Here is a 19,292-nt window from a genome sequence, read left to right as displayed (position 1 = left end):
CCACCGATGACGCAGCCGGATGACGTCCGTTTCAAGGTCGTGGTCAACCACGAGGAGCAGTACTCGGTGTGGTGGTCGGACCGGCCCAACCCGCCGGGCTGGCAGGACGAGGGCACCGACGGCACCCGTCAGGAGTGCCTCGACCACATCGACCGGGTGTGGAAGGACATGCGGCCGCGCAGCGTGCGGACCGTTCGGGAAGCGATCCAGGGAGCACAGGCATGATGATCCGTAACGTTGTCATCGTCGGTGGCGGGACCGCCGGCTGGATGACCGCCACCTACCTCAAGACCGCCTTCCAGGACCGGATCTCGGTGACCCTCGTGGAGTCGGCGGCGGTCGGCACGATCGGCGTCGGCGAGGCGACGTTCAGCACCATCCGGCACTTCTTCGACTACCTGGGCCTGGACGAGCGGGAGTGGATGCCGCAGTGCAGCGGCTCCTACAAGCTGGCCATCAAGTACGACAACTGGCGCGGCGACGGCAGCCACTTCTTCCACCCGTTCGAGCGGCTGCGCACCTCCGACGGGTTCACCGCCGCCGAGTGGAACCTGGCCCTCGGCGACCCGACCGAGAGCTTCGACCGGGGCTCGTTCATCACGCCGTACCTGTGCGAGGCGGAGCGTTCCCCGCGGATGCTCGACGGGACGCTCTTCACCGCCAGCCTCGACGGTGAGCTGGGCCGCTCCACCCTGGACGAGCAGCGGGCACAGTTCCCGTACGCCTACCACTTCGACGCCGCGCTGATGGCCCGCTACCTGACCAAGCTCGGTGTCGCGCAGGGCGTCCGGCACGTGGTCGACGACGTGGTCGGTGTCGGGCAGGACGAGCGTGGCTGGATCACCCACGTCTCCACCCGCAACCAGGGCGACGTCACCGGTGACCTCTTCGTGGACTGCACCGGCTTCCGGGGCCTGCTGATCAACCAGACGCTGAAGGAGAAGTTCGTCTCCTTCACCGACGTGCTGCCGAACAACCGCGCGGTGGCGCTGCGGGTGCCCCGGGACATGGCCGAGCACGGTATCGCCCCGTACACCAAGGCCACCGCCAAGGACGCCGGCTGGATCTGGACCATCCCGCTGTACGGCCGGATCGGCACCGGATACGTCTACTCCGACCAGTTCTGCGAGCCGGAGGAGGCGGAGCGCACGCTGCGCGAGTTCGCCGCGCCGGGGCAGGACGAGCTGGAGGCCAACCACATCCGGATGCGGATCGGCCGCAACGAGCGGTCCTGGGTGAACAACTGCGTGGCGGTCGGCCTGTCCAGCGGCTTCGTCGAGCCGTTGGAGTCCACCGGCATCTTCTTCATCCAGCACGCCATCGAGCAGTTGGTGAAGCACTTCCCGGACAACACCTGGGACGACACCCTGATCCGCGGCTACAACGACAAGGTCGCGCGGGTGATCGACGGGGTCAAGGAGTTCCTGGTCCTGCACTACGTCGCCTCGCCCCGGCAGGACACCGACTACTGGCGGGAGACCAAGGTCCGCGCCATCCCGGACGGGCTGGCCGAGCGGCTCGAGACCGCGGCGGTGCGGCTGCTCGACGAGAGCACCATCTACCCGTACTACCACGGGTTCGAGGTCTACTCGTGGATCACCATCTGCCTCGGCATGGGTCTGGCGCCGAAGAGCCCCCGGCCGGCCCTGGCGCACATCGACCCCGCCCGCGCGTCGGCCGAGCTGGCCGCGATCCGGGCCGACGCCGAGCGGCTGGTGAAGACCCTGCCCAGCGCGTACGAGTACCTGAGCACCATCCAACCGGCGGCGGAGGGGTGATGACGGTCGTACCGATGCGTCCCGGATCCGAGCCGTCGCTGGCCGACGGCTGCCGCACCTTCATGAGCGGCTTCCCGACCGGGGTGGCGGTGGTGACCAGCGTGGACGGCGAGGGGGCGCCGTGGGGACTGACCTGCTCGTCGCTGATGAGCGTCACGCTGGAGCCGCCGACCCTGCTGGTCAGCCTCAAGGTGGGCAGCCGCACGCTGGCCGCCATCGAGGACCGGGACCGGTTCGCGGTCAACCTGCTGCACGCCCGGGGCCAGCGGGCGGCGGAGGTCTTCGCCACCGGCCAGGCGGACCGCTTCCACCAGGTCGTCTGGCAGCCCCGGGGCGACGACCGGCTGCCGTGGCTGGTGGAGGACGCCTGCGGGTTCGCCGCCTGCACGCTCTCCGACGTCCGGATCGTCGGTGACCACGCGCTGGTGGTGGGGCAGGTCTCCGACGTCCAGTACACCGCCGACACCCCACTGCTGTACGGGTTGCGCCAGTACTCGCGGTGGCAGCCCTCGATCGTGGAAGGGTCCACGTGCGCCAGCTAGTCCTCGTCAACATGCCCTTCGCCGACCGGCGTCGACCGTCGTTCGCGCTCAGCCAGCTCTCCGCGTTGGTCCGCCGGGACTTCCCGGACGAATTCGACGTACGGGTCTGCTACATCAACCACGACTTCGTCCGCTACTTCGGCGCCCAGGAGTACGACGCCATCGCCGGGGACATGGACTTCCACGTCGCCGGGGTGGGGGACTGGATGTTCCGGCAGCTCGCCTTCCCGGAGCTGCCGGACAACGTGGACGAGTACTTCAGCCGCTACTTCACCGGCCCGGCAAAGGCCGACCTGCGGCGTACCGTGCTGCGTCGCCGCGAGGGCCTCAAGGACTTCCTCCGCAGCATGGTGGAGAAGTACCGGCTCGACGAGGCGGACCTGCTCGGCTTCAGCTCGATGTTCACCCAGAACCTCCCCAGCCTCGCGGCGGCCCGGATGGTCAAGGACCGCAACCCGGCGGTGACCACGCTGATCGGTGGCGCCAACTGCGAGGCGCCGATGGGCGCGGCGTTGGCGCAGAACTGCCCGCAGCTCGACTTCGTCTTCTCCGGTCCCGCACTGGTCACGTTCCCCGAGTTCCTGCGCAGCGTGCTCGACGACGACCTGGAGCGGGCGCACCGGATCCGTGGCGTCGTCACCCGGCGCAACCAGATGGAGAGCCGCTACCGCAAGGGGATCGGCCCGAACGCCGACATCGACGACTACTTCGACCCGGACTACACCGAGTTCCGTACGTCGTTCGACCAGATGGTGCAGCTTCCGGCCGCCGCGGCGGAGCCGATGCTGTTCTTCGAGACCTCTCGGGGCTGCTGGTGGGGCGAGCGGGCGCACTGCACGTTCTGCGGCCTCAACGGTCAGACCATGGCCTACCGGGCGATGCGACCGGAGAACGCGCTCAAGCAGTTCGACTGGCTGTTCTCGCACGCGCCGTGGGCCAAGAAGTACTGCTGCACGGACAACATCATGCCGATGGACTACCTCACCGAGGTGTTCCCGAAGCTCGACCCGCCCGAGGGCATCTCGATCTTCTACGAGGTGAAGGTCGGCCTGGACATCGAGGACATGACGGTGCTGGAACGCGCCGGGGTGAACGAGATCCAGCCGGGCATCGAGGCGATGGCGACGCCGACGCTCAAGCTGATGCGCAAGGGCACGTCGTCGTTCCAGAACATCCAGTTCCTCAAGAACTGCCTGCGGCTCGGGATCAGCCCGGTCTGGAACCTGCTGATCGGGTTCCCCGGCGAGGCCGAGGAGACCTACCGGCGCTACGTCGACGACCTGCCGCTGCTGTCCCACCTGCCACCGCCGCAGGGCTGCTTCCCGGTGCGGTTCGACAGATTCAGCCCGTACTTCAACAACGCCGCCGAGTACGGGCTCGACCTGGAGCCGGTGGACCACTACCGGCTGACGTACCCGTTCGACCGCGACGGGCTGCGCGACGTGGCCTACTACTTCGCCGACCAGAACGTCTCCGACTACATGATCTCGTCGGCGACCTGGCTGCGCCCGCTGCGCGAACGGGTCGGGCAGTGGAACACGGCGTGGGCGGCTGGCAGCGGCCCGGCGCTGACCCTGACCCGGACCGACGGCGGCACCACGATCCGGGACACCCGCTCGGGTGCCGAGCTGGTCTACCCGATCGACGACGCCGACACCGAGCTGCTGCTGCACCTCGACAAGCCGGTACGCGTGGACAAGCTCGGCGCCGAACTGCCGCATCTGGCCGACGAACTGGAGAAGCGGCTGGCCGGCTTGCGGGAACGAGGGCTGCTCTTCTTCGAGGGGCACCGGGTGATGAGTGTCTGCGTCTCCGACAGCGACGTCGACCCGATGCCCCGCCCGCGCCGCACCGTGGTCGGCGGGACCCGTTCGCTGCCGCTGACGCCGACCCGACCGGCCCAGAACCTGTCCCTTCCGGTGGCCTGACCCAGGATCGAAGGAGCCAGTCATGCCACTCGTCGTGGCCAACGGCACGAAGATCAGCTACGCCGAGCGTGGCACCGGGGAGCCGGTCGTCCTGGTGATGGGGACCGGCAGCCCGGGCAGCGTGTGGCAACTGCACCAGGTGCCGGCGCTGGTGGCGGCCGGGTACCGGGTGGTCACCTTCGACAACCGTGGGGTCGCGCCGTTGCCGCCGGGCGCGGCCAAGCCGACCGTCGAGGATCTCGTCGGCGACGTCGTCGCTCTGGTCGAGCGTCTCTGCGGCGGCCGGGCCCGGCTGGTCGGCACGTCACTGGGCGCACACGTGGTGCAGGAGGTGATGGTCACCCGGCCGGACCTGGTGCAGCAGGCGGTGCTGATGGCGACGCGGGGCCGGACCGACACCTTCCGGGGCGCGCTCGCCACGGCGGAGGCCGCCATCGCGCTGGGAGAGGCGAAGCTGCCACCGCAGGCGTACGCCGTGTGGCGGCTGATCCAGAGCCTGTCCCCGCACACGCTCAACGACGAGAAGCAGGCCCGCTCCTGGCTGGACCTGATGGAGTTCTTCCCACCCTCCCTCGAGGTGGCCGAGGCCCAGACCGAGCTGGAACGGATGGCGGACCGGCTCGACGCGTACCGGGCCGTCACGCCGCCGCCGTACGGCGCTCTGGTGGTCGGCTTCGCCGACGACCTGGTGACACCGCCGCATCTGGGCCGGGAGGTCGCCGAGGCGATTCCCGGCGCCCGGTTCACCGAGGTCGCCCGGTGCGGGCACTTCGGCTATCTGGAACGGCCGGACGCCGTCAACGCGCTGCTCGTCGAGTTCTTCGGTGACCGTGTTCCTTCCACACGTTCGACGCAATGAAAGTGCGCGGTCCGCGCTGCGATCGGTGGCTCGGGCATGGGCGAAAACGGCGTAAGAGAAGCGAATAGGAGGTAACTGTGGAAGCTTCTGTGGTGGATCCCCTCGCGAGACTCGCGGCGCACGAGGTCAGCTCGGAACAGCTGACCGAGGCACGTGAGCACCTCGCGAAGTACGGTTTCACAAAAGTGTCCTTCGTCGTTCCGGAGGAGTTGAAGGAGACCGTCGCGACCGAGGTGCTGAACCTGGTCGGCGAGGCCGGTGTCCGACGCGACCTACGGTTCGCCGCGACCGGCAACACCCTGCGTCGGATGCGCAACGTACGCCGCGACGAGGTGGCCGAGCGCAGCACGGTCATCCCGGCGGTGTACGAGTCCGAAGCCCTGCTCGCGCTGCTGTCCAAGGTGGCCGGCGAGGCGGTGCTGCCCTGCCCGTACGAGCCGGAGCAGTACGTGATCACCCGGCTTGAGGAGAGCGGCGACACGCACGGCTGGCACTGGGACGACTACGCCTTCGCGCTGGTCTGGATCATCGAGTGTCCGGCGGTCGAGCACGGCGGCTTCGTGCAGTGCGTGCCGGGCACGACGTGGAACAAGGAGAATCCGGAGATCCACCGGGCATTTCTGGCCGGGCCGACTTATTCGGCCTCCTTCGTGCCCGGTGACCTCTATCTGATGCGCACCGACACCACCTTGCACAGGGTCTATCCGATCACCGGGGGAGTACGGACGATCATCAATATGGGTTACGCCGCCACCACCGATCTGGACCGGCACATCTCACACGAGACGATGGACGCGTTGTGGGCTGAGTCGCCTCCGGCGGCGCCACCAATCCGCTAAGGAGGAAACAATGACCGACACGATCGTCGAGACATATTCGGCGGACGCTCCCTCGTACACGGTCGGAGCAGCCGCGAGCCTCTTCTCGTCCTACGTGGTCACCTCGGCGATCTCCGCCAGCCACCAGATCGGCCTGCTCGACCTGCTGCACGCCGAGGGCAGCACGGACGTGGCCACGGCCGCCGGCAACCGTCTCGACCACGGCGTGGTCCGAGGGCTGCTGGACACGCTGGTCTGGGCGAAGGTGGTCGAGGCCGACGGGGACCGGTACCGGACCGGGCCGGGCTTCGCCGACGTCTACGCCGCCCGAGGCTACTTCTATTGGGTGGTCAAGGGGTGCGGCGAGCTGTTCTCCATCGCCCCCGACGTCGCCGCGCCCGAGCAGCGGGTGGGCGACTTCTACCACCGAGACATGCGGGCCGTGGCGATCGGCTCCCGCCTGATCGGCGACAGCGAGGTGGAGCCGCTCTTCGACGAGATCGTCACCGGGCTCGACTTCGCCGCGATCGCCGACCTCGGCTGCGGCTCCGGGCAGCGCCTGATCCGGATCGCCCAGCGCGACCCGTCGGTGAGCGCGGTCGGTGTCGACATCGCCCGGGGCTCCGTGGAGCTGGCCGAGAAGTCGGTGGCCGACGCGGGCCTGGAGGGCCGGGTCCACATCGTCCAGGGCGACGTGCTGACCCTGGAGCCCACCGAGGTCTTCGCCGACGTGGAGGTGGTGACCTGCGTCTTCATGGGCCACGACTTCTGGCCGATGCAGCGGTGCGTCGACGGGCTGGCCAACCTGCGCCGGGCGTTCCCGAACGTCAAGCGACTGCTGCTCTGCGACGTGGTCCGCACCCCCGGACCGGCCAGCCCGGAGACGACCACCATCTTCACCCTCGGCTTCGAGTTGATCCACGCCCTGATGGGCGTCTACATCCCCAGTCGGGAGGAGTGGTTGACGGCGTTCGAGGCGGCCGGGTGGGACCTGGTCCGCGAGCGTCACGTGGCCGCACCTCCGTCCGGGATCCTCTTCGAGCTGGTCCCGTCGGCCCCCAGGAGCGCCTGAGATGTCCAACCCGTTCGACCGGCCTGACGGCACCTACCTGGTGCTGGTCAACGCCGAAGCGCAGTACTCCCTGTGGCCCGAGTCGAACCCGGTGCCCGACGGCTGGACGGTGGCGCACGGCCCGGCCGGGCGTGACGACTGCCTCGCCTTCGTCGAGGTCACCTGGACGGACATGCGGCCGGCGAGCCTGGCCCGGGCGATGGCGGCGGACTCCGGAGCGTCCCGGTGACCACCGACTGGCCCCGATACCAGCTCAGCGACGCCGATCTCACCGCGTTACGGGCGATCGGCGAGACCGTACGATCCACGTCCGACGTGGACCCCCGGCAGCCGGACTTCTACGACCGCCACCGGTCTGCGGTGCGGCACCTGCCGGCCGGTCTGTGGGAGTTCCTGGACGAGTTCCGGCACGGCGAGCCGGCGGCAGCCTGCTCGGTGCTCGGCTTTCCGGTCGACGACCGGCAGGTCGGGCCGACGCCGACGCACTGGGACGCCGAGCGTCGGGGCAGCCACGTCACCGAGGTCGAGGTGTTCATGGCGCTGTGCGGCATGGCGCTGGGAGACCCGTTCACCTGGACCACGCTCCAGGGCGGACGGCTCGTCCAGAACATCGTGCCGATCGCCGGTGACGAGGCGCGGCAGAACGGTCACGGCAGCGAGGCGTTGCTGGAGTTCCACACCGAGGACGCCTTCCACCCGAGCCGCTGCGACTACCTGCTGCTGTTCGGCGTCCGCAACGAGGACAAGGTGGCCACCACGGTGGCGTCGGTGCGGGAACTGGACCTGGACCCGGCCGACGTCGAGGTGCTGCGGCAGCCGCGCTACCACATCCTTCCCGACGACGAGCACATCCGTCAGCTCACCCTGAGTCAGCCGGACCATCCGGCCCTCAAGCTGGTGGAGCGGATGCGGGACGACCCGGAGCCGGTCGCCGTGCTGTTCGGCGATCCGTCCCGGCCGTACCTGCGGATCGACCTGCCCTTCATGCGGTGTGTGGGCGGTGACGACGACGTGGCCGCCCGGCGGGCGCTGGACGCCCTGCACTCGCAGTTGCTCGCGCACCAGCACGACGTGGTGGTGGAGCGCGGCACGCTGCTGATCGTCGACAACTACCAGGCGGTGCACGGCCGCAAGTCGTTCCGGGCCCGTTACGACGGGACCGATCGGTGGCTCAAGAAGCTGACGGTCAGCCGCAACCTGCGGTCGGGCAGCGGGTCGCCGGCGGGCGGCCGGGTGCTGGTCTGACCGGAACACCGGTGGTGGGGGGGGGGGGCGCCCCCCCCCCCCCCCCCCCCCCCACCGGGGGGGGGGGGGGGGGGCGCGGCGCGGGCGCGGCGCGGGGGGGGGGGGGGGGGGGGGGGGGGGGGGGGGGGGGCGGGGGCCCCCCCCCCCCCGGGGGGCGCCCCCCCCCCCCCCCCCCCCCCCCACGACCCACACGAGAACTGGGAGAGTTCGATGCGGACGGTAATCATCTCCGGTGCCTCCAGCGGCATCGGCTGGGCCACGGCCCAACGGTTCGCCGCAGGCGGGGACCGGGTGTTCAACCTGGACGTGCAGGCCCCCGCCGATCCGCAGAACCCGGCGGTGCAGTGGATCGAGACCGACGTCGCGGACTGGTCGGCGGTCCGCGACGCGGTCACGCAGGTCGCCGAGACCGCCCCGATCGACGTGGTGATCGCCAACGCTGGCATCAGCGTGCGACACGGGGTGCTGGAGCTGACCGAGGCCGACGCGCGCCGCGTCGTCGACGTCAACCTGCTGGGCGTACTCGGGCTGTGGCAGGCGGCGGCCCGGGTGATGGTGCGGCAACGGGCCGGCGTGCTGCTGGCCACCGCCTCGGTCAACGGCGCGCGGGGTTACCCGCTCTACGCCGACTACAACGCGACCAAGGCCGGCATCGTGGCGCTGTGCCGCACGTTCGCCCTGGAGTTGAGCCCGTGGATCCGGGTGGCCTGTGTCAGCCCGGGTGCGGTGCTGACGCCGATGCAACTGGCCGAGTACACGCCGGCCATGCTCGACGAGGTGAACGCGAAGATCCCCGCCGGACGGCACGCGTCTCCGGACGAGATCGCGGCGGCCTTCCACTACCTCGCCTCCCCGGAGGCGAGCTTCCTCACCGGGCAGGAACTGGTCATCGACGGCGCGGAGACCGCCGGAGCGACCACCGCCGTGTTCGGTGCCGACACGAGCGAACGGAGTGAGCAGATCATCGAGGCAGACGCGCCCCAGGGCGGCCCGGAGCGGAGCGGGGTGCCGGCATGAGGAAGCAGGGGACGACGCGGAGCGGAGTGCCGGCATGAGGAAGCAGGAGTCGGAGCAGACCAGGAAGACGGTGTTGCTGGTGGTGATCGGTGCGGTCGTGTTGCTGGTGCTCGCCGGGGCGGGTTCGGCCGTCTTCCTGACGGCGCGCAGCGGTGGTGTCGCCAAGGACGTGGTGGACGACTACTACCGCGCGTTGGAGGAGCGGCGTTTCGACGACGCGTACGGGTCGCTCTGCGCCGAGGTACGCGCCGACCAGTCCCGGGAGGCGTTCACCTCGGCGGCCGAGGCGCGGCTGCCCAGTTCCCACGAGATGACCGGTGAGCTGAGGGTCAACGGCCTGCCGTGGAAGACCACCGGCACGGTCGGGGTCAGCGTCAGCTACGCCGACGGCACCACGCAGGCGCGGATGGTGTCGATGCTCCGCGAGGACGGCGACTGGCTCATCTGCGAGCCGTCGGTGTGACCTGCCGCGCCCTCGCCCCGGTGCACCGCGCCGCGGGACTTCCCGGGGCGAGGCGCGGACCGGGTCACAGCCAGCGTTGCCGTACGGCGTTGGCGCCGGCCTGGAAGCGGCTCTCCGCGCCCAGCCGGGTGGTCAGGTCGGACATCATCCGCTGCACGGTGCGGACCGACAGACCGAGTTTGCGGGCGGTGGCCTCGTCGGTGTAGCCGTCGCCGAGCAGTTGGAGCAACTGCCGCTCGGTCGGTTCCAGCCCGTTCTCGTCCGCGCTGGCCGCGGAGCCGAACGGTGTCGCGGTGGACCAGGCGTGGTCGAACAGCGAGCTGAGGGCGGCGGTGATCCCCGGGTTGTGGATCTCGACGGCGCCCTTGCGGGCGTCGGTGGGGTCGACCGGCAACAGCGCGATGCGGCGGTCCACGATGATCATCTGGAACAGCACCACCGGCAGGCAGCGGGTCTCGCCGCCGAGGCTGTTGAACCACCGGGCGTAGGCGAGCGTGTCCGGGTCGTTGCGGAAGCTCTCCTGATAGATCGACTTGATGGTCACGCCCCGCTCCAGGGCCTCCTGGTTGACCGGCTTGCTGGCGGCCATCGCGTCCGGCCGGTGTGCTCCGCCCGGGTTGAACGAGAGGCACTCCACCTGCGTCAGCCGGGCGAGTTCCTGGAGGCGTTGGCGTACCGAGTCGAGCTTCACTATCTGGATCAGTTGGTGCTGCTGGTCCGGCTGGTCGACGTGGTGCGCCTCGGAGAGCGCGTCGATCGCCGCCTGGGTCGCCTCGATCTCGTACTGCTGTTGGGCGATGTCCGCCTTGGCGCGGGCGAGCAGCGCCGCGAGGCCGACCTTGGGACTGGTCGGCGTGATCTTGCCGGGGCTGACCGGCGACTCGCGGACCAGGGCGAGTTCGATCAGCTCGTCGAGTGCGTCGTGCACCTGCCGCGCGTCGATCCGCAGGGACTCGGCGATTTCGGCGACCCCCCAGGTCGACTGGCGCAACATGGTCATGTAAACGGCCTCTGCGGTGGTCGATATGCCCAGGGTGCTGAACACTCTGCTCCCTCCCACTCGTACTCCGTGCCCGACCGGTGGCCTGCCGGGAAAGAGATTGTCAGATGGCAAAGACGGCTGGCAAGATCCTGCCACCCTGACGTGAACCCGCCTGGCGCGATCCCGTCACTTGGATCTTGTTGACCGTATCCGGGCGTCGCAAGAGACTGGCTTCGCCGACGCGGTAATCGGGGAAACCGTTAGGCAGGTTGCCTGATTCGGGAAGGAAAGTGGCTGTATGTCTCGTCGCCTGAAGTTCGCCCTTGCCGCCCTGGCTCTTGTGGTCAGCGCCTCCGCTCCGCTGCTCGGCGAGCGTGTTCCCCTCAACAAGACCGAAGGGCCGACCGCCGGGTACTCCTGGGGAATGCCGCTGCGCTAGGTCGCGGATGCCGTTCGCTGAACGTGGGGGCGTGTTGGCGGGGGGATGTCTACGACACATTGGATGGAAACGTGCAGCTGTCAGCCGTAACGCTCATTCCGGTGACGACGGCACGGACGCCGCTGACGCCCGAACGGCTAAGGGACCTGATTCTCGGCTGTCGTGTGGATGGCGACCGAGTCGAACACGTCAAGGTAATAGAACGAGCGGGGTTGATGTGGATAGGGGCCTATGTCGCTATCTGTGACATGAGATCCGCCGAACTGAGTCTGGCTGATCTCTGTGTGCGGGCCGCCGCGCGACTGGACGGCTGGGAAGTGATCCGACAGTGGGAGCTGTGATCATCGTCCGGCCGCGCGGCGACCGACACCCGCTCTGAATGGGCACGGAGAGTCTGTCGCTGACTCTCCGTGGTCCGGTGGAAATGCAGTAGGACCGTGCCGGCCTATGGCTGGTCGGTGACGCGCGCCGTTATCGATGGGCATATAAGGTGATATACGATAGCCCAAGCTCAATACCCGTCCGTTCCACCATCACTGACAGAAACCTCGTACAGCGGGCCGCCTATCAGGACCGGCGTGTACTCAGCGCCGACATCAGCGCCCTGCTGCTCAGCGCCGAACTGACCGATCTGACCCGGACCGAGCTTCTGGTCGTGGCGCCGATACCCGGTCAGATGCCGCTGCCGGCGGAGGTGTTCGCCGAGCTACGGGCCCGCAACCTGACGGTCCGCCTGCTCTTCACGCCCGGCCGGGAGCCGCTGGCCGAGCCGGTGGCCGCTCTCGCCCGGGACGGGATCGCGCTGCCGGCCCCGGTGGACCTGCCCTACTTCCTCGTGGTGCGGGACCGGGCCGTGGTCTATCTGCCCCACCAGGATCCGGTGCATCCGGGCAACGGTCGGCTGACCCGGATCCGCAGCGTCGTGATGGGTGACTCGCTGGCCACGGTGTTCGGCCTGATGTGGGACACCGCAGTGCAGCGCACCCGGGCCGCCCGGACGACGACCGCCCGGGTCGACGAGGGCGAGGAGCTGATCCGCGCGCTCGGCGAGGGGCTGACCGACGACCAGGCCGCGGCGACCCTGCACATGAGCCGGCGGACCTTCGCGCGGCGGGTGTCCGACATGATGCACCGGCTCGACGCCAACACCCGATTCCAGGCCGGTGTCCATGCCGCGCGACGCGGCCTGGTCTGATCAGACCGCCAGGTATGGCACCGGCCAGTGCCGCATCCGGAACGGGAGTACGAGCGTGCGGCCGTCGGCTTCGACGGCCAGACCTGCCTCGACCGCGTCAGCGACCAGCTCCGCGTCGTCGGCCTCCGGGCGGCCGTCCGCCGACTCGGCGAGATGTTCGAACCGGTCGGCACCGTCCTCGATGACCATTCGCGAGGCCGGCTGGCCGGGCCGGACGTCCTTGATCGTGACGATCCCCGGCCCCCGGCGGTAATAGAACGACCCGTAGCGGTAGTCCCGCGCCCAGGCAACGGTGTGGGTGACGTCGTCCAGCTCCACGCCCAGGCACGGCGGCAGCAGGTGCGAATAGGTGTGCAGCGGGAACGCCGGGCGACCGCGCAGCGTCCACCGCAGCCGTACCGCGTGGCTGGTGACCGCGCGGAGCATCCGCAGCAGGTCGAGGTCCTCCGCCGGGGACTGCCCGAACCGCAGCGGCTCGGGCAGCTCGACCGCGAGCAGGCTGTACGCCGCCGGGTCGGCCCGCAGCGCGTCGAAGTCGATCACCGCGCTCGTCGCCGTCGTCATGGGAATCAGCTCACCTTCAACGGTTCGGTGGGGGTGGCCAGCGTGATCCAGTGGCCCTGCTCGGTGAAGAGCAACCCGTCACCGGCCAGCTTGTCCAACCAGTCCTGCAACTCCTGGGCGGTCAGGCCGTACTCGGCGACCCGCGCGGCCAGGGCCTTCGCGGTCCGTCCGTTCTCCAACTCGCGGTACGCGGCCACGAACCCGGCTCCGGTGATGCGGTGGTCCTGCTCCGGCCAGCCGACCCGCCGGTCCTCGATCACGATCTCCTCGTCGTCGGCGCTCAGGATCCGCAGCGAGCTGGACGGGTAGGCGTCGATCCAGATCCCGATGAGCTTGTGCAGCCCCTCGGCGTCGGTCTCGGAGAGCCCGGCCGGATCGGTGTCGAACAGATAGACCATGTCGGTCAGCCGTTCCGGCGCGAGCGCGTAGACGTGGTCGTACATCTTGGCGGGCCGGCGGTTGGGGAAGCCCAACAGCGGGTTCTCGAAGTACGGGCTGAAGCGTTCCAGCAGGATCCGGGCCGCACCGGCCGGCGGTTGCAGGTGCACCAGGGCCGGCAGTTGCCGCAGGACCGCCTCGTAGTCGGCGGTGGACTCGGTCGGGAAGCCGTAGAGCCAGCTCCAGGAGACGGTCAGCGAGGCGGCCTCGCAGTCGCGCAGCGTCCGTACGTTGCGTACCCCGGTGACGCCCTTGTCCATCAGCTTGAGCACCGGGCTGACCAGCGACTCGATGCCCGGTTGTACGTGGGTCACACCGGCCTGCCGCAGCACCGTGATCTCGTCCGGGCGCAGGTTGGACTTGACCTCGTAGTGGATGCGCAGGTCCCAGTCGAGGGCGGCGACGCTGGGCAGCAGGTCCCGGTAGTAGCGGTTGTCGATGATGTTGTCGACCATGATGGCGTCCAGCGTCTGGTGCCGCCGGACCAGCGAGGTCAGCTCCTCGATGACCGTCTCCGGCGCCTTGGCACGGAACTGCATGCCGGTGCCGTTGAGGCCGCAGAAGGTGCAGTGGTGCTTCTCGCCCCACCAGCAGCCCCGCGCGCTCTCCAGCACCAGCTTCGGCTCCACGTACTCGCCGACCGGCGACTCCGCGATCAGCGCGAACCAGTCGTCGTAGTCCGGCACCGGCATCAGGGCCGGCGGGATCAGCTTGCCCTGCGGGTTGTCGTGCCGCCCGTCCTGGTCACGCCAGCACAGCCCGGGTACGGCGGCCAGCTCGATCCGGCCGTCCAGCGCGTCGAGCAGGGCGGGGAAGGCGATCTCGCCCTCGCCGCGTACCACGTAGTCGATGAACGGGAAGTTCTCGTGGATCGCGGCGCCCATCATCCCGTCGCAGTTGCCGCCACCGAGCACGATGGGCACATGCGGGGCCAGCTCCTTGATCCGTTTGGCGGTGGCGAGGCTCGGCGCGTTCTGCATGAACGTCGTGGTGAAACCGACGAGGCTGGGCTCGGTGGCGAGGATCTCGCGGGCCGCGGCGTCGACGAAACCGGCGGCGTACTCGCGCATCCGGGTGACCCGGTCGATGTCGAGACCATGCTTCTCGGCGTACCGGCGCAGCTCCGCGACGCCGAACGAGTCGTCGCCGCGCAGGACCCCGGCGAACACCCAGTCGCCGAGCCCGTGGAACAACCCCTCCTCCGCGACCTCGGTGTACTCCGGCGGCCCCAGCTCACCGTCGGTGGCATCGAGGAGGTACTCGGCCCAGCGGATGCCGCCGTGGTAGCTCAGTGGTTCCGGTCGGCCGGCGGCGACGGTGACGGCCTTGAGTAGTCCGATGGGCAGCGACGGGCAGTCCAGGGACTGCCACGGCATGGCCGCGAGGCAGATGGTCATCGTCTCGTCTTTCGCAGATCCGGCGCGGGTGGCACGAACTGGTGGGGCACCGCAGGCTGCCGGTGGTCCGGGTGGGTCACCCCCACCCGGACCACCGGGATCACTCACCTGCTGGTCACAGGATGACGGCGTACTTGCAGGAGCCGTGCGTGACCTTCTTGATCGCCACCTTCTTGATCTTCATTTCCGTTCACCTCCTCCGAGGTCGAGAGAGGACAGACCGGCGGCCCGCAGTCGGGCCCGGTGCCGCCGGACGAACCAGGACCGCACCTTCTCGGGGTCGCGGCCGGTCAATCTGGCACAGGACGTCGCGATGCTGTTCAGCGCCGTGACGTCGAAGCCGATGTCGTGCCATTCCTGGCCGTGTTCGCGCCAGAGTTCGGCGCCGGCCGGGGTGGCGGAGACCCGGGAGAGATAGTTCAGACCGATGGCGATGTGCTGGATCTCGTCGGTCCGCACCGCCTCGTACAGCCGGGCGAGCGGATCACCGGCGAAGATCTCGCCGAACAGGATGAACTCGTCCGAGGCGAGTCCTTCGAGAATGGTGTGCACGAGTGCCCGGCCCATGTGCGGCAGGCTCAGCAGCATCTCGTCGAGTGGCTCCATCGCCTCCTGCGCGTCCGGTTCGACGTCGCCGCCGATCGCGCGGGCGTACTGGTAGAAGGCGTCCGCGTGGCGGGCCTCGTCCGCGGTGGCCAGGGCCAGGCTGAAGCGGAACGGCGCGTCCTCGGTGTTCGCCGCCAGCGTGGCGGCGGCGACCAGGCCGGCCTGCTCGGCGTAGTACCCGCGCGAGGCGGCCCGCCAGGCGATCTCGGTGCGGTCCCAGTCCTTGCGGCGCAGTCCGTCGCCGATGATGTCGCTCGCCCGCCACGCCTTCTTGTCCCGGGTCACCCCGAAGACGCGGTACGCGACGGCGTCGTTGTCGAGTTCATCGTGACGAATGAGGACCATGGCCAGCTCCACTACCGACAGGGGAAGGGATCCCGGCGTCACGTCCGGCAGGGCGGTCCGGCGGCGAACCCGTGGGTTCGGTCGGGGACCGGCCAGGTGCCTCGTGTCCTACCTGCGGCCGGTGCTACCAGCCACTTCTCCGCCCGGAGCTTGGCGAAACGGTAACGGCGGTGTGCACCATGGTCAAGGTGTCCGTCGGGCGCTGGCACGGACGTGCCACCGCCGACGGCATACCCTGCGCTGATGTTTGCTGGACTGGGGCGGCTGCGGCGCCGGGTGGAGGGTCTGGGCCCGTTGGTCGCGGCGCACGGGACCGGTGTGATCGGCACCGAGATCACCGCGCTGGCGCTGCCCACGCTGGCGATCCTCCACCTGGGAGCGTCACCGTTCGTCGCCAGCGCGTTGTTCGCGATCGAGTTCGGTACGCACGCCCTCGCGTCGCCGATGCTCGGAGTGGTGGTCGACCGGACCCGATCGCCGCGCCGCCTGCTCGTCGGCGGGAGTCTCGGCTACGCGGCCGTGGTCGCCACGGTGCCGGTCGCCGGCCTGCTCGGCGTGCTCTCCATCCCGATGCTGGCCGTGGTCGCGGTCGTCGCCGGTGGACTCGGTGCCCTGGTCACGATCGGCCTCCAGGCCGCGATACCGCGCCTGGTGCCGGCCGAGCGGCTGGTGCAGGCGAACTCGGCGATGGCCGGGGCCCGGTCGGTCGGGCAGGTGGCCGGTCCCGCGCTCGCCGGCTGGCTGATCCAGGTGGCCGGTGCCGCCGCCGCGATGGGCGTCGACGCGCTGGCCCGGCTGCTCAGCGTGGTCGCGTACGCCCGGCTGCGGATCGGTGCCCGCACCGGTCCCGCCGCCACCTCCGACGGTACGGCGGGCAGCATGCTCGACCAGCTGCGTGAGGGAGTGGCGGCGATGCGCCAGCGCCCCGTGCTGGTCCGGGTGGCGGTGACGGCGGCGGCCCTCAACTTCGGTGGGTCGGCGCTCGGCGCCCTCTATCTCGTCTACGCCTACCAGCACCTGCACCTGTCACCCGGGCTGATCGGCATCACCTACGTGGTCAGCAGCGTGGTGTCCCTGCTGGCCGTCACGGTGGCGGGCCGGGTGATCCGCCGGCTCGGCATGACCCGGGTGGTGCCGGTCTTCGCCCCGCTGGCCGGTGCCGCGCTGTTCCTGATCCCGGCCGCCACCGTCGCACCGCCCTTCGTCACCCTCGTGGTCTACGAGGCGATCTTCGCGTTCTGCGCCACCGTCTGGTTCATCGCGACCACCACCCTCCAGCAGTCGCTCGTACCCGCCCACCAACTGGGCCGGGTGATCGCGCTCGGGCGAGCCGCGACGACCTTCGCGATCCCGGTCGGCGCGCTGCTCGGCGGAGCCCTGGCGCAGTGGTGGGGGCTGGTGCCCACACTGATCCTGTTCGCCTCCGCCGCGTTGCTCGGCGGCTGCGTGAGCAGCCTGCGCGGCGGCGGTACCGAACTGCCCGGCCCGGAAGATGGCACGATCTCGCCAATCGACGGATCCGACGGTGACGACCAGGTTGGCAGCATCGCGCCATCCTCGGGGCCAGCCGTTGACGCCGCACCTCGTCGACCCGAAAGTTGAACCGGCATCACGTTTGGCGCACCGCGTTCTGCGATCTCCGCCCGGGACCGCACTCGCTGAGAAGCCAACGACGGGAAGCACCATGGACCTGTTGTCCGCCTACCGTGACATGCTCACCATCCGACTCTTCGAGGAAAGTCTGCTGCGGTGCGCGGAGCAGGGCCTGGTGCCCGGCGCGATCCACCCGTACACCGGCCAGGAGGCGGTCGCCGTCGGTGTGCTGGGCGCCCGGGACCCCGCCGAGTGGGTGGTCAGCTTCTACCGCTGCCACGGTCACGCCCTCGCCGCCGGTTGCCCGCCCGAACGGGTGATGCGCGAGGTCCTCGGTCGTCGTGGTGGCCTCTGCGGCGGCAAGTCCGGCTCGATGCACCTCGCCGACCGCACCCACCGTCTGCTCGGCTCGACGTCGATCGTCGCCGCCCAGATCCCGATCGCCGCCGGTGCCGCGATGGCCGCCCGGCTCGACGGGGACGGGCGGGCCGTACTGGTCTTCTGCGGTGACGGCGCGCTCGGTGCCGGGGGCGCGTACGAGACGCTCACCATCGCCGCCGCCCAGCGGCTGCCGCTGCTGGTGGTCTGCGAGGACAACGGTTGGCAGGACCAGACGGCCAGCGCCCTGGTACGCCACCTGAGCCCCGTCGAACTCGTCGCCGGGCTGAAGCTGCCCTACGTCGAGGTCGACGGCAACGACGTCGAGGCGGTGCACGACGCGGCCGACACCGCGTTGGCGGCCTGCCGCGCCGGCACCGGACCCCAGGTGATCGTCGCGCACACCTACCTGCGTGACTTCCACACCCAGCTCGGGCAGCACCCGCCGGCGCAGTACCGGCCCGAGGAGGAGCGGCGACGGTGGGCGGAACGCGATCCGCTGACCATGGCCGCTGGACGACTCACGGCCGACCTGAACGCGCTGCACGCCGAGGTGGCCGCCGAGGTCGACGCGGTGTTGCGGGCGGCGCTCGCCGCCGAGGACCCGGATCCGGCCACCGCGACCACCGGCGTGACCGTCACCGCGGACCTGATCGGGGCGGGCCGATGAGCCGCCGCCACCCGATCGGCGAGGCGGTCCGCGAGGCGTTCACCGAGCAGCCGACCCTGAGTCACTTCAGCACCTTCCAGCAGGAGGACCTGGTCGCGCAGTTCGGCCCCGAGCGGATGGTCCGGATGCCGATTGCGGAGAACGCGATGCTCGGCATGGCCCTGGGCATGGCCCTGGTGGGCCGGCGGGTGCTGTTCAGCGTCAACCGGGTGGCGTTCCTGTTCAGCGCGTTCGACCAGCTGGTCAACCAGGTCACCACGTGGCGGTACATGAGCGACGGCCAGTTCTCGGTGCCGCTGGTGATCCGGGGCGTCACCCAGGGCGGCGAGCACCTCGGCGCGCAGCACGAACACGTGCCCTACGGCATGCTCAGCCAGATCCCCGGCCTGGTCGTCGCCGTACCCGGCTCGCCGAACGCGGTCGGCGGCCTGCTGCGGACCGCGTTGCGTCACCCAGACCCGGTCGTCCTGCTGGAGTCACCGCGCCTGTTCACCCCCACCTGGACCGACCTGCCCGAGCCCGAGCCGTCCGCGGACCCGCTGCCGTTCGGCGTCGCCGGTCTGGCCCGGCCCGGTGACGACCTGACCCTGGTCGGGATCGGCAACACGCTCATCGAGAGCATGGTCGCCGCGCGGCGGCTGGCGGAGCACGGCCTCCAGGCCCGGGTGGTCGACCTGCGGACGGCGGCGCCACTGGACCGGGACGGGGTCGCCGCGATGGTGGTAGAAGACCGGCCGGTGATCCTGGTCGACGAACAGCCCCGCGCCGGGTCCGTGCTGACCGACCTGGCCTATCACCTGGTACGCACCGGCGCCGCCCGCCCCGAGCACGTCGAGCTGCTCACCGGCGTCGCGGTTCCCGCGCCGGTGAGCCCGGCGCTGCTCGACGGCCTGCTACCCGACGCGGACCGCATCGTCCGCGCGGCACTCGACACCTCGGCCCCCCTCACCCCGCGGAGATGAC

The 19,292-nt window shown here is 70.0% G+C and carries 20 protein-coding genes; 16 read left to right on the top strand and 4 right to left on the bottom strand.

What is annotated here, in order from left to right; all coding sequences use genetic code 11:
• Nucleotides 1–6: 6 nt before the first annotated feature.
• The 11 genes from ACIBO1_RS00835 to ACIBO1_RS00785 all read left to right on the top strand — a co-directional run bounded on the left by ACIBO1_RS00835 (nt 7) and on the right by ACIBO1_RS00785 (nt 9,722).
• Nucleotides 7–225, top strand: a complete 219-nt coding sequence (locus tag ACIBO1_RS00835; protein WP_131051449.1) for an MbtH family protein — start codon at nt 7–9, stop codon at nt 223–225.
• On the top strand, nt 222–1,778 hold the full coding sequence (locus ACIBO1_RS00830; protein ID WP_396740370.1) for a tryptophan halogenase family protein: 1,557 nt from the start codon (nt 222–224) through the stop codon (nt 1,776–1,778). Before ACIBO1_RS00835 ends, ACIBO1_RS00830 begins: the two co-directional genes overlap by 4 nt.
• On the top strand, nt 1,778–2,320 hold the full coding sequence (locus ACIBO1_RS00825; protein WP_396740368.1) for a flavin reductase family protein: 543 nt from the start codon (nt 1,778–1,780) through the stop codon (nt 2,318–2,320). The genes ACIBO1_RS00830 and ACIBO1_RS00825 overlap by 1 nt, the downstream gene beginning before the upstream one ends.
• Nucleotides 2,308–4,248 (top strand): RiPP maturation radical SAM C-methyltransferase, encoded by a 1,941-nt coding sequence (locus ACIBO1_RS00820; RefSeq protein WP_396740366.1) that lies wholly within the window; start codon nt 2,308–2,310, stop codon nt 4,246–4,248. The genes ACIBO1_RS00825 and ACIBO1_RS00820 overlap by 13 nt, the downstream gene beginning before the upstream one ends.
• Nucleotides 4,249–4,270: 22 nt before the next feature.
• On the top strand, nt 4,271–5,107 hold the full coding sequence (locus ACIBO1_RS00815; RefSeq protein WP_396740365.1) for an alpha/beta fold hydrolase: 837 nt from the start codon (nt 4,271–4,273) through the stop codon (nt 5,105–5,107).
• Nucleotides 5,108–5,292: 185 nt separating this feature from the next.
• Complete coding sequence (locus tag ACIBO1_RS00810; protein WP_396740363.1) at nt 5,293–5,946, top strand: hypothetical protein; 654 nt, start codon at nt 5,293–5,295, stop codon at nt 5,944–5,946.
• 10 nt (nt 5,947–5,956) lie between these two features.
• The gene (locus ACIBO1_RS00805) at nt 5,957–6,997 is read left to right on the top strand and encodes a class I SAM-dependent methyltransferase (RefSeq protein ID WP_396740361.1); all 1,041 of its coding nucleotides are present in this window, start codon (nt 5,957–5,959) and stop codon (nt 6,995–6,997) included.
• 1 nt (nt 6,998) lies between these two features.
• A complete protein-coding gene (locus ACIBO1_RS00800) occupies nt 6,999–7,226 on the top strand; it encodes an MbtH family protein (RefSeq protein WP_350698966.1) in 228 nt (75 codons plus the stop codon).
• Entirely contained in the window at nt 7,223–8,242 is a 1,020-nt protein-coding gene (gene gntD / locus ACIBO1_RS00795) for a guanitoxin biosynthesis L-enduracididine beta-hydroxylase GntD (RefSeq protein ID WP_396740359.1), read from the top strand. Before ACIBO1_RS00800 ends, gntD begins: the two co-directional genes overlap by 4 nt.
• A gap of 210 nt (nt 8,243–8,452) precedes the next feature.
• Nucleotides 8,453–9,259 carry an SDR family NAD(P)-dependent oxidoreductase gene (locus tag ACIBO1_RS00790; RefSeq protein WP_396740357.1) on the top strand — a complete coding sequence of 269 codons (807 nt, stop codon included), beginning with the start codon at nt 8,453–8,455 and terminating at the stop codon, nt 9,257–9,259.
• A 34-nt stretch (nt 9,260–9,293) separates the two neighbouring features.
• On the top strand, nt 9,294–9,722 hold the full coding sequence (locus ACIBO1_RS00785; protein WP_396740356.1) for a hypothetical protein: 429 nt from the start codon (nt 9,294–9,296) through the stop codon (nt 9,720–9,722).
• 64 nt (nt 9,723–9,786) lie between these two features.
• On the opposite strand, the gene ACIBO1_RS00780 is transcribed toward ACIBO1_RS00785, so the two are convergent.
• Nucleotides 9,787–10,722 carry a LuxR C-terminal-related transcriptional regulator gene (locus tag ACIBO1_RS00780; RefSeq protein ID WP_396740355.1) on the bottom strand — a complete coding sequence of 312 codons (936 nt, stop codon included), beginning with the start codon at nt 10,720–10,722 and terminating at the stop codon, nt 9,787–9,789.
• Between the two features lie 280 nt (nt 10,723–11,002).
• Between ACIBO1_RS00780 and ACIBO1_RS00775 the strand changes: the two genes are divergently transcribed.
• Both ACIBO1_RS00775 and ACIBO1_RS00770 read left to right on the top strand, forming a co-directional pair.
• Nucleotides 11,003–11,143 (top strand): hypothetical protein, encoded by a 141-nt coding sequence (locus ACIBO1_RS00775; protein WP_350693204.1) that lies wholly within the window; start codon nt 11,003–11,005, stop codon nt 11,141–11,143.
• Between the two features lie 490 nt (nt 11,144–11,633).
• Entirely contained in the window at nt 11,634–12,338 is a 705-nt protein-coding gene (locus ACIBO1_RS00770) for a helix-turn-helix transcriptional regulator (RefSeq protein WP_396740353.1), read from the top strand.
• Here ACIBO1_RS00770 and ACIBO1_RS00765 read toward each other — a convergent pair whose 3' ends face one another.
• From ACIBO1_RS00765 to ACIBO1_RS00755, 3 genes are all read right to left on the bottom strand, one after another.
• A complete protein-coding gene (locus tag ACIBO1_RS00765) occupies nt 12,339–12,902 on the bottom strand; it encodes a DUF5825 family protein (protein ID WP_350693210.1) in 564 nt (187 codons plus the stop codon).
• A 5-nt stretch (nt 12,903–12,907) separates the two neighbouring features.
• A complete protein-coding gene (locus ACIBO1_RS00760) occupies nt 12,908–14,737 on the bottom strand; it encodes a RiPP maturation radical SAM C-methyltransferase (RefSeq protein ID WP_396740350.1) in 1,830 nt (609 codons plus the stop codon).
• Between the two features lie 180 nt (nt 14,738–14,917).
• Nucleotides 14,918–15,688 carry a ferritin-like domain-containing protein gene (locus ACIBO1_RS00755; protein ID WP_396740348.1) on the bottom strand — a complete coding sequence of 257 codons (771 nt, stop codon included), beginning with the start codon at nt 15,686–15,688 and terminating at the stop codon, nt 14,918–14,920.
• 243 nt (nt 15,689–15,931) lie between these two features.
• Between ACIBO1_RS00755 and ACIBO1_RS00750 the strand changes: the two genes are divergently transcribed.
• The 3 genes from ACIBO1_RS00750 (at nt 15,932) to ACIBO1_RS00740 (ending at nt 19,291) form a co-directional block, all read left to right on the top strand.
• A complete protein-coding gene (locus ACIBO1_RS00750) occupies nt 15,932–17,290 on the top strand; it encodes an MFS transporter (RefSeq protein WP_396740347.1) in 1,359 nt (452 codons plus the stop codon).
• 91 nt (nt 17,291–17,381) lie between these two features.
• Nucleotides 17,382–18,329, top strand: coding sequence for a thiamine pyrophosphate-dependent dehydrogenase E1 component subunit alpha (locus tag ACIBO1_RS00745; RefSeq protein ID WP_396740345.1), 948 nt, complete (start codon nt 17,382–17,384; stop codon nt 18,327–18,329).
• Nucleotides 18,326–19,291: an alpha-ketoacid dehydrogenase subunit beta gene (locus tag ACIBO1_RS00740; protein ID WP_396740344.1), complete on the top strand. Its 966-nt coding sequence runs from the start codon at nt 18,326–18,328 to the stop codon at nt 19,289–19,291. Before ACIBO1_RS00745 ends, ACIBO1_RS00740 begins: the two co-directional genes overlap by 4 nt.
• Nucleotide 19,292: the final 1 nt, after the last annotated feature.

This window comes from Micromonospora sp. NPDC049903 (assembly GCF_044460945.1).
Lineage (GTDB): Bacteria > Actinomycetota > Actinomycetes > Mycobacteriales > Micromonosporaceae > Micromonospora.
Note: the sequence above shows the minus strand (reverse complement) of the source record. Positions and strands in the feature narration are given on the sequence as shown.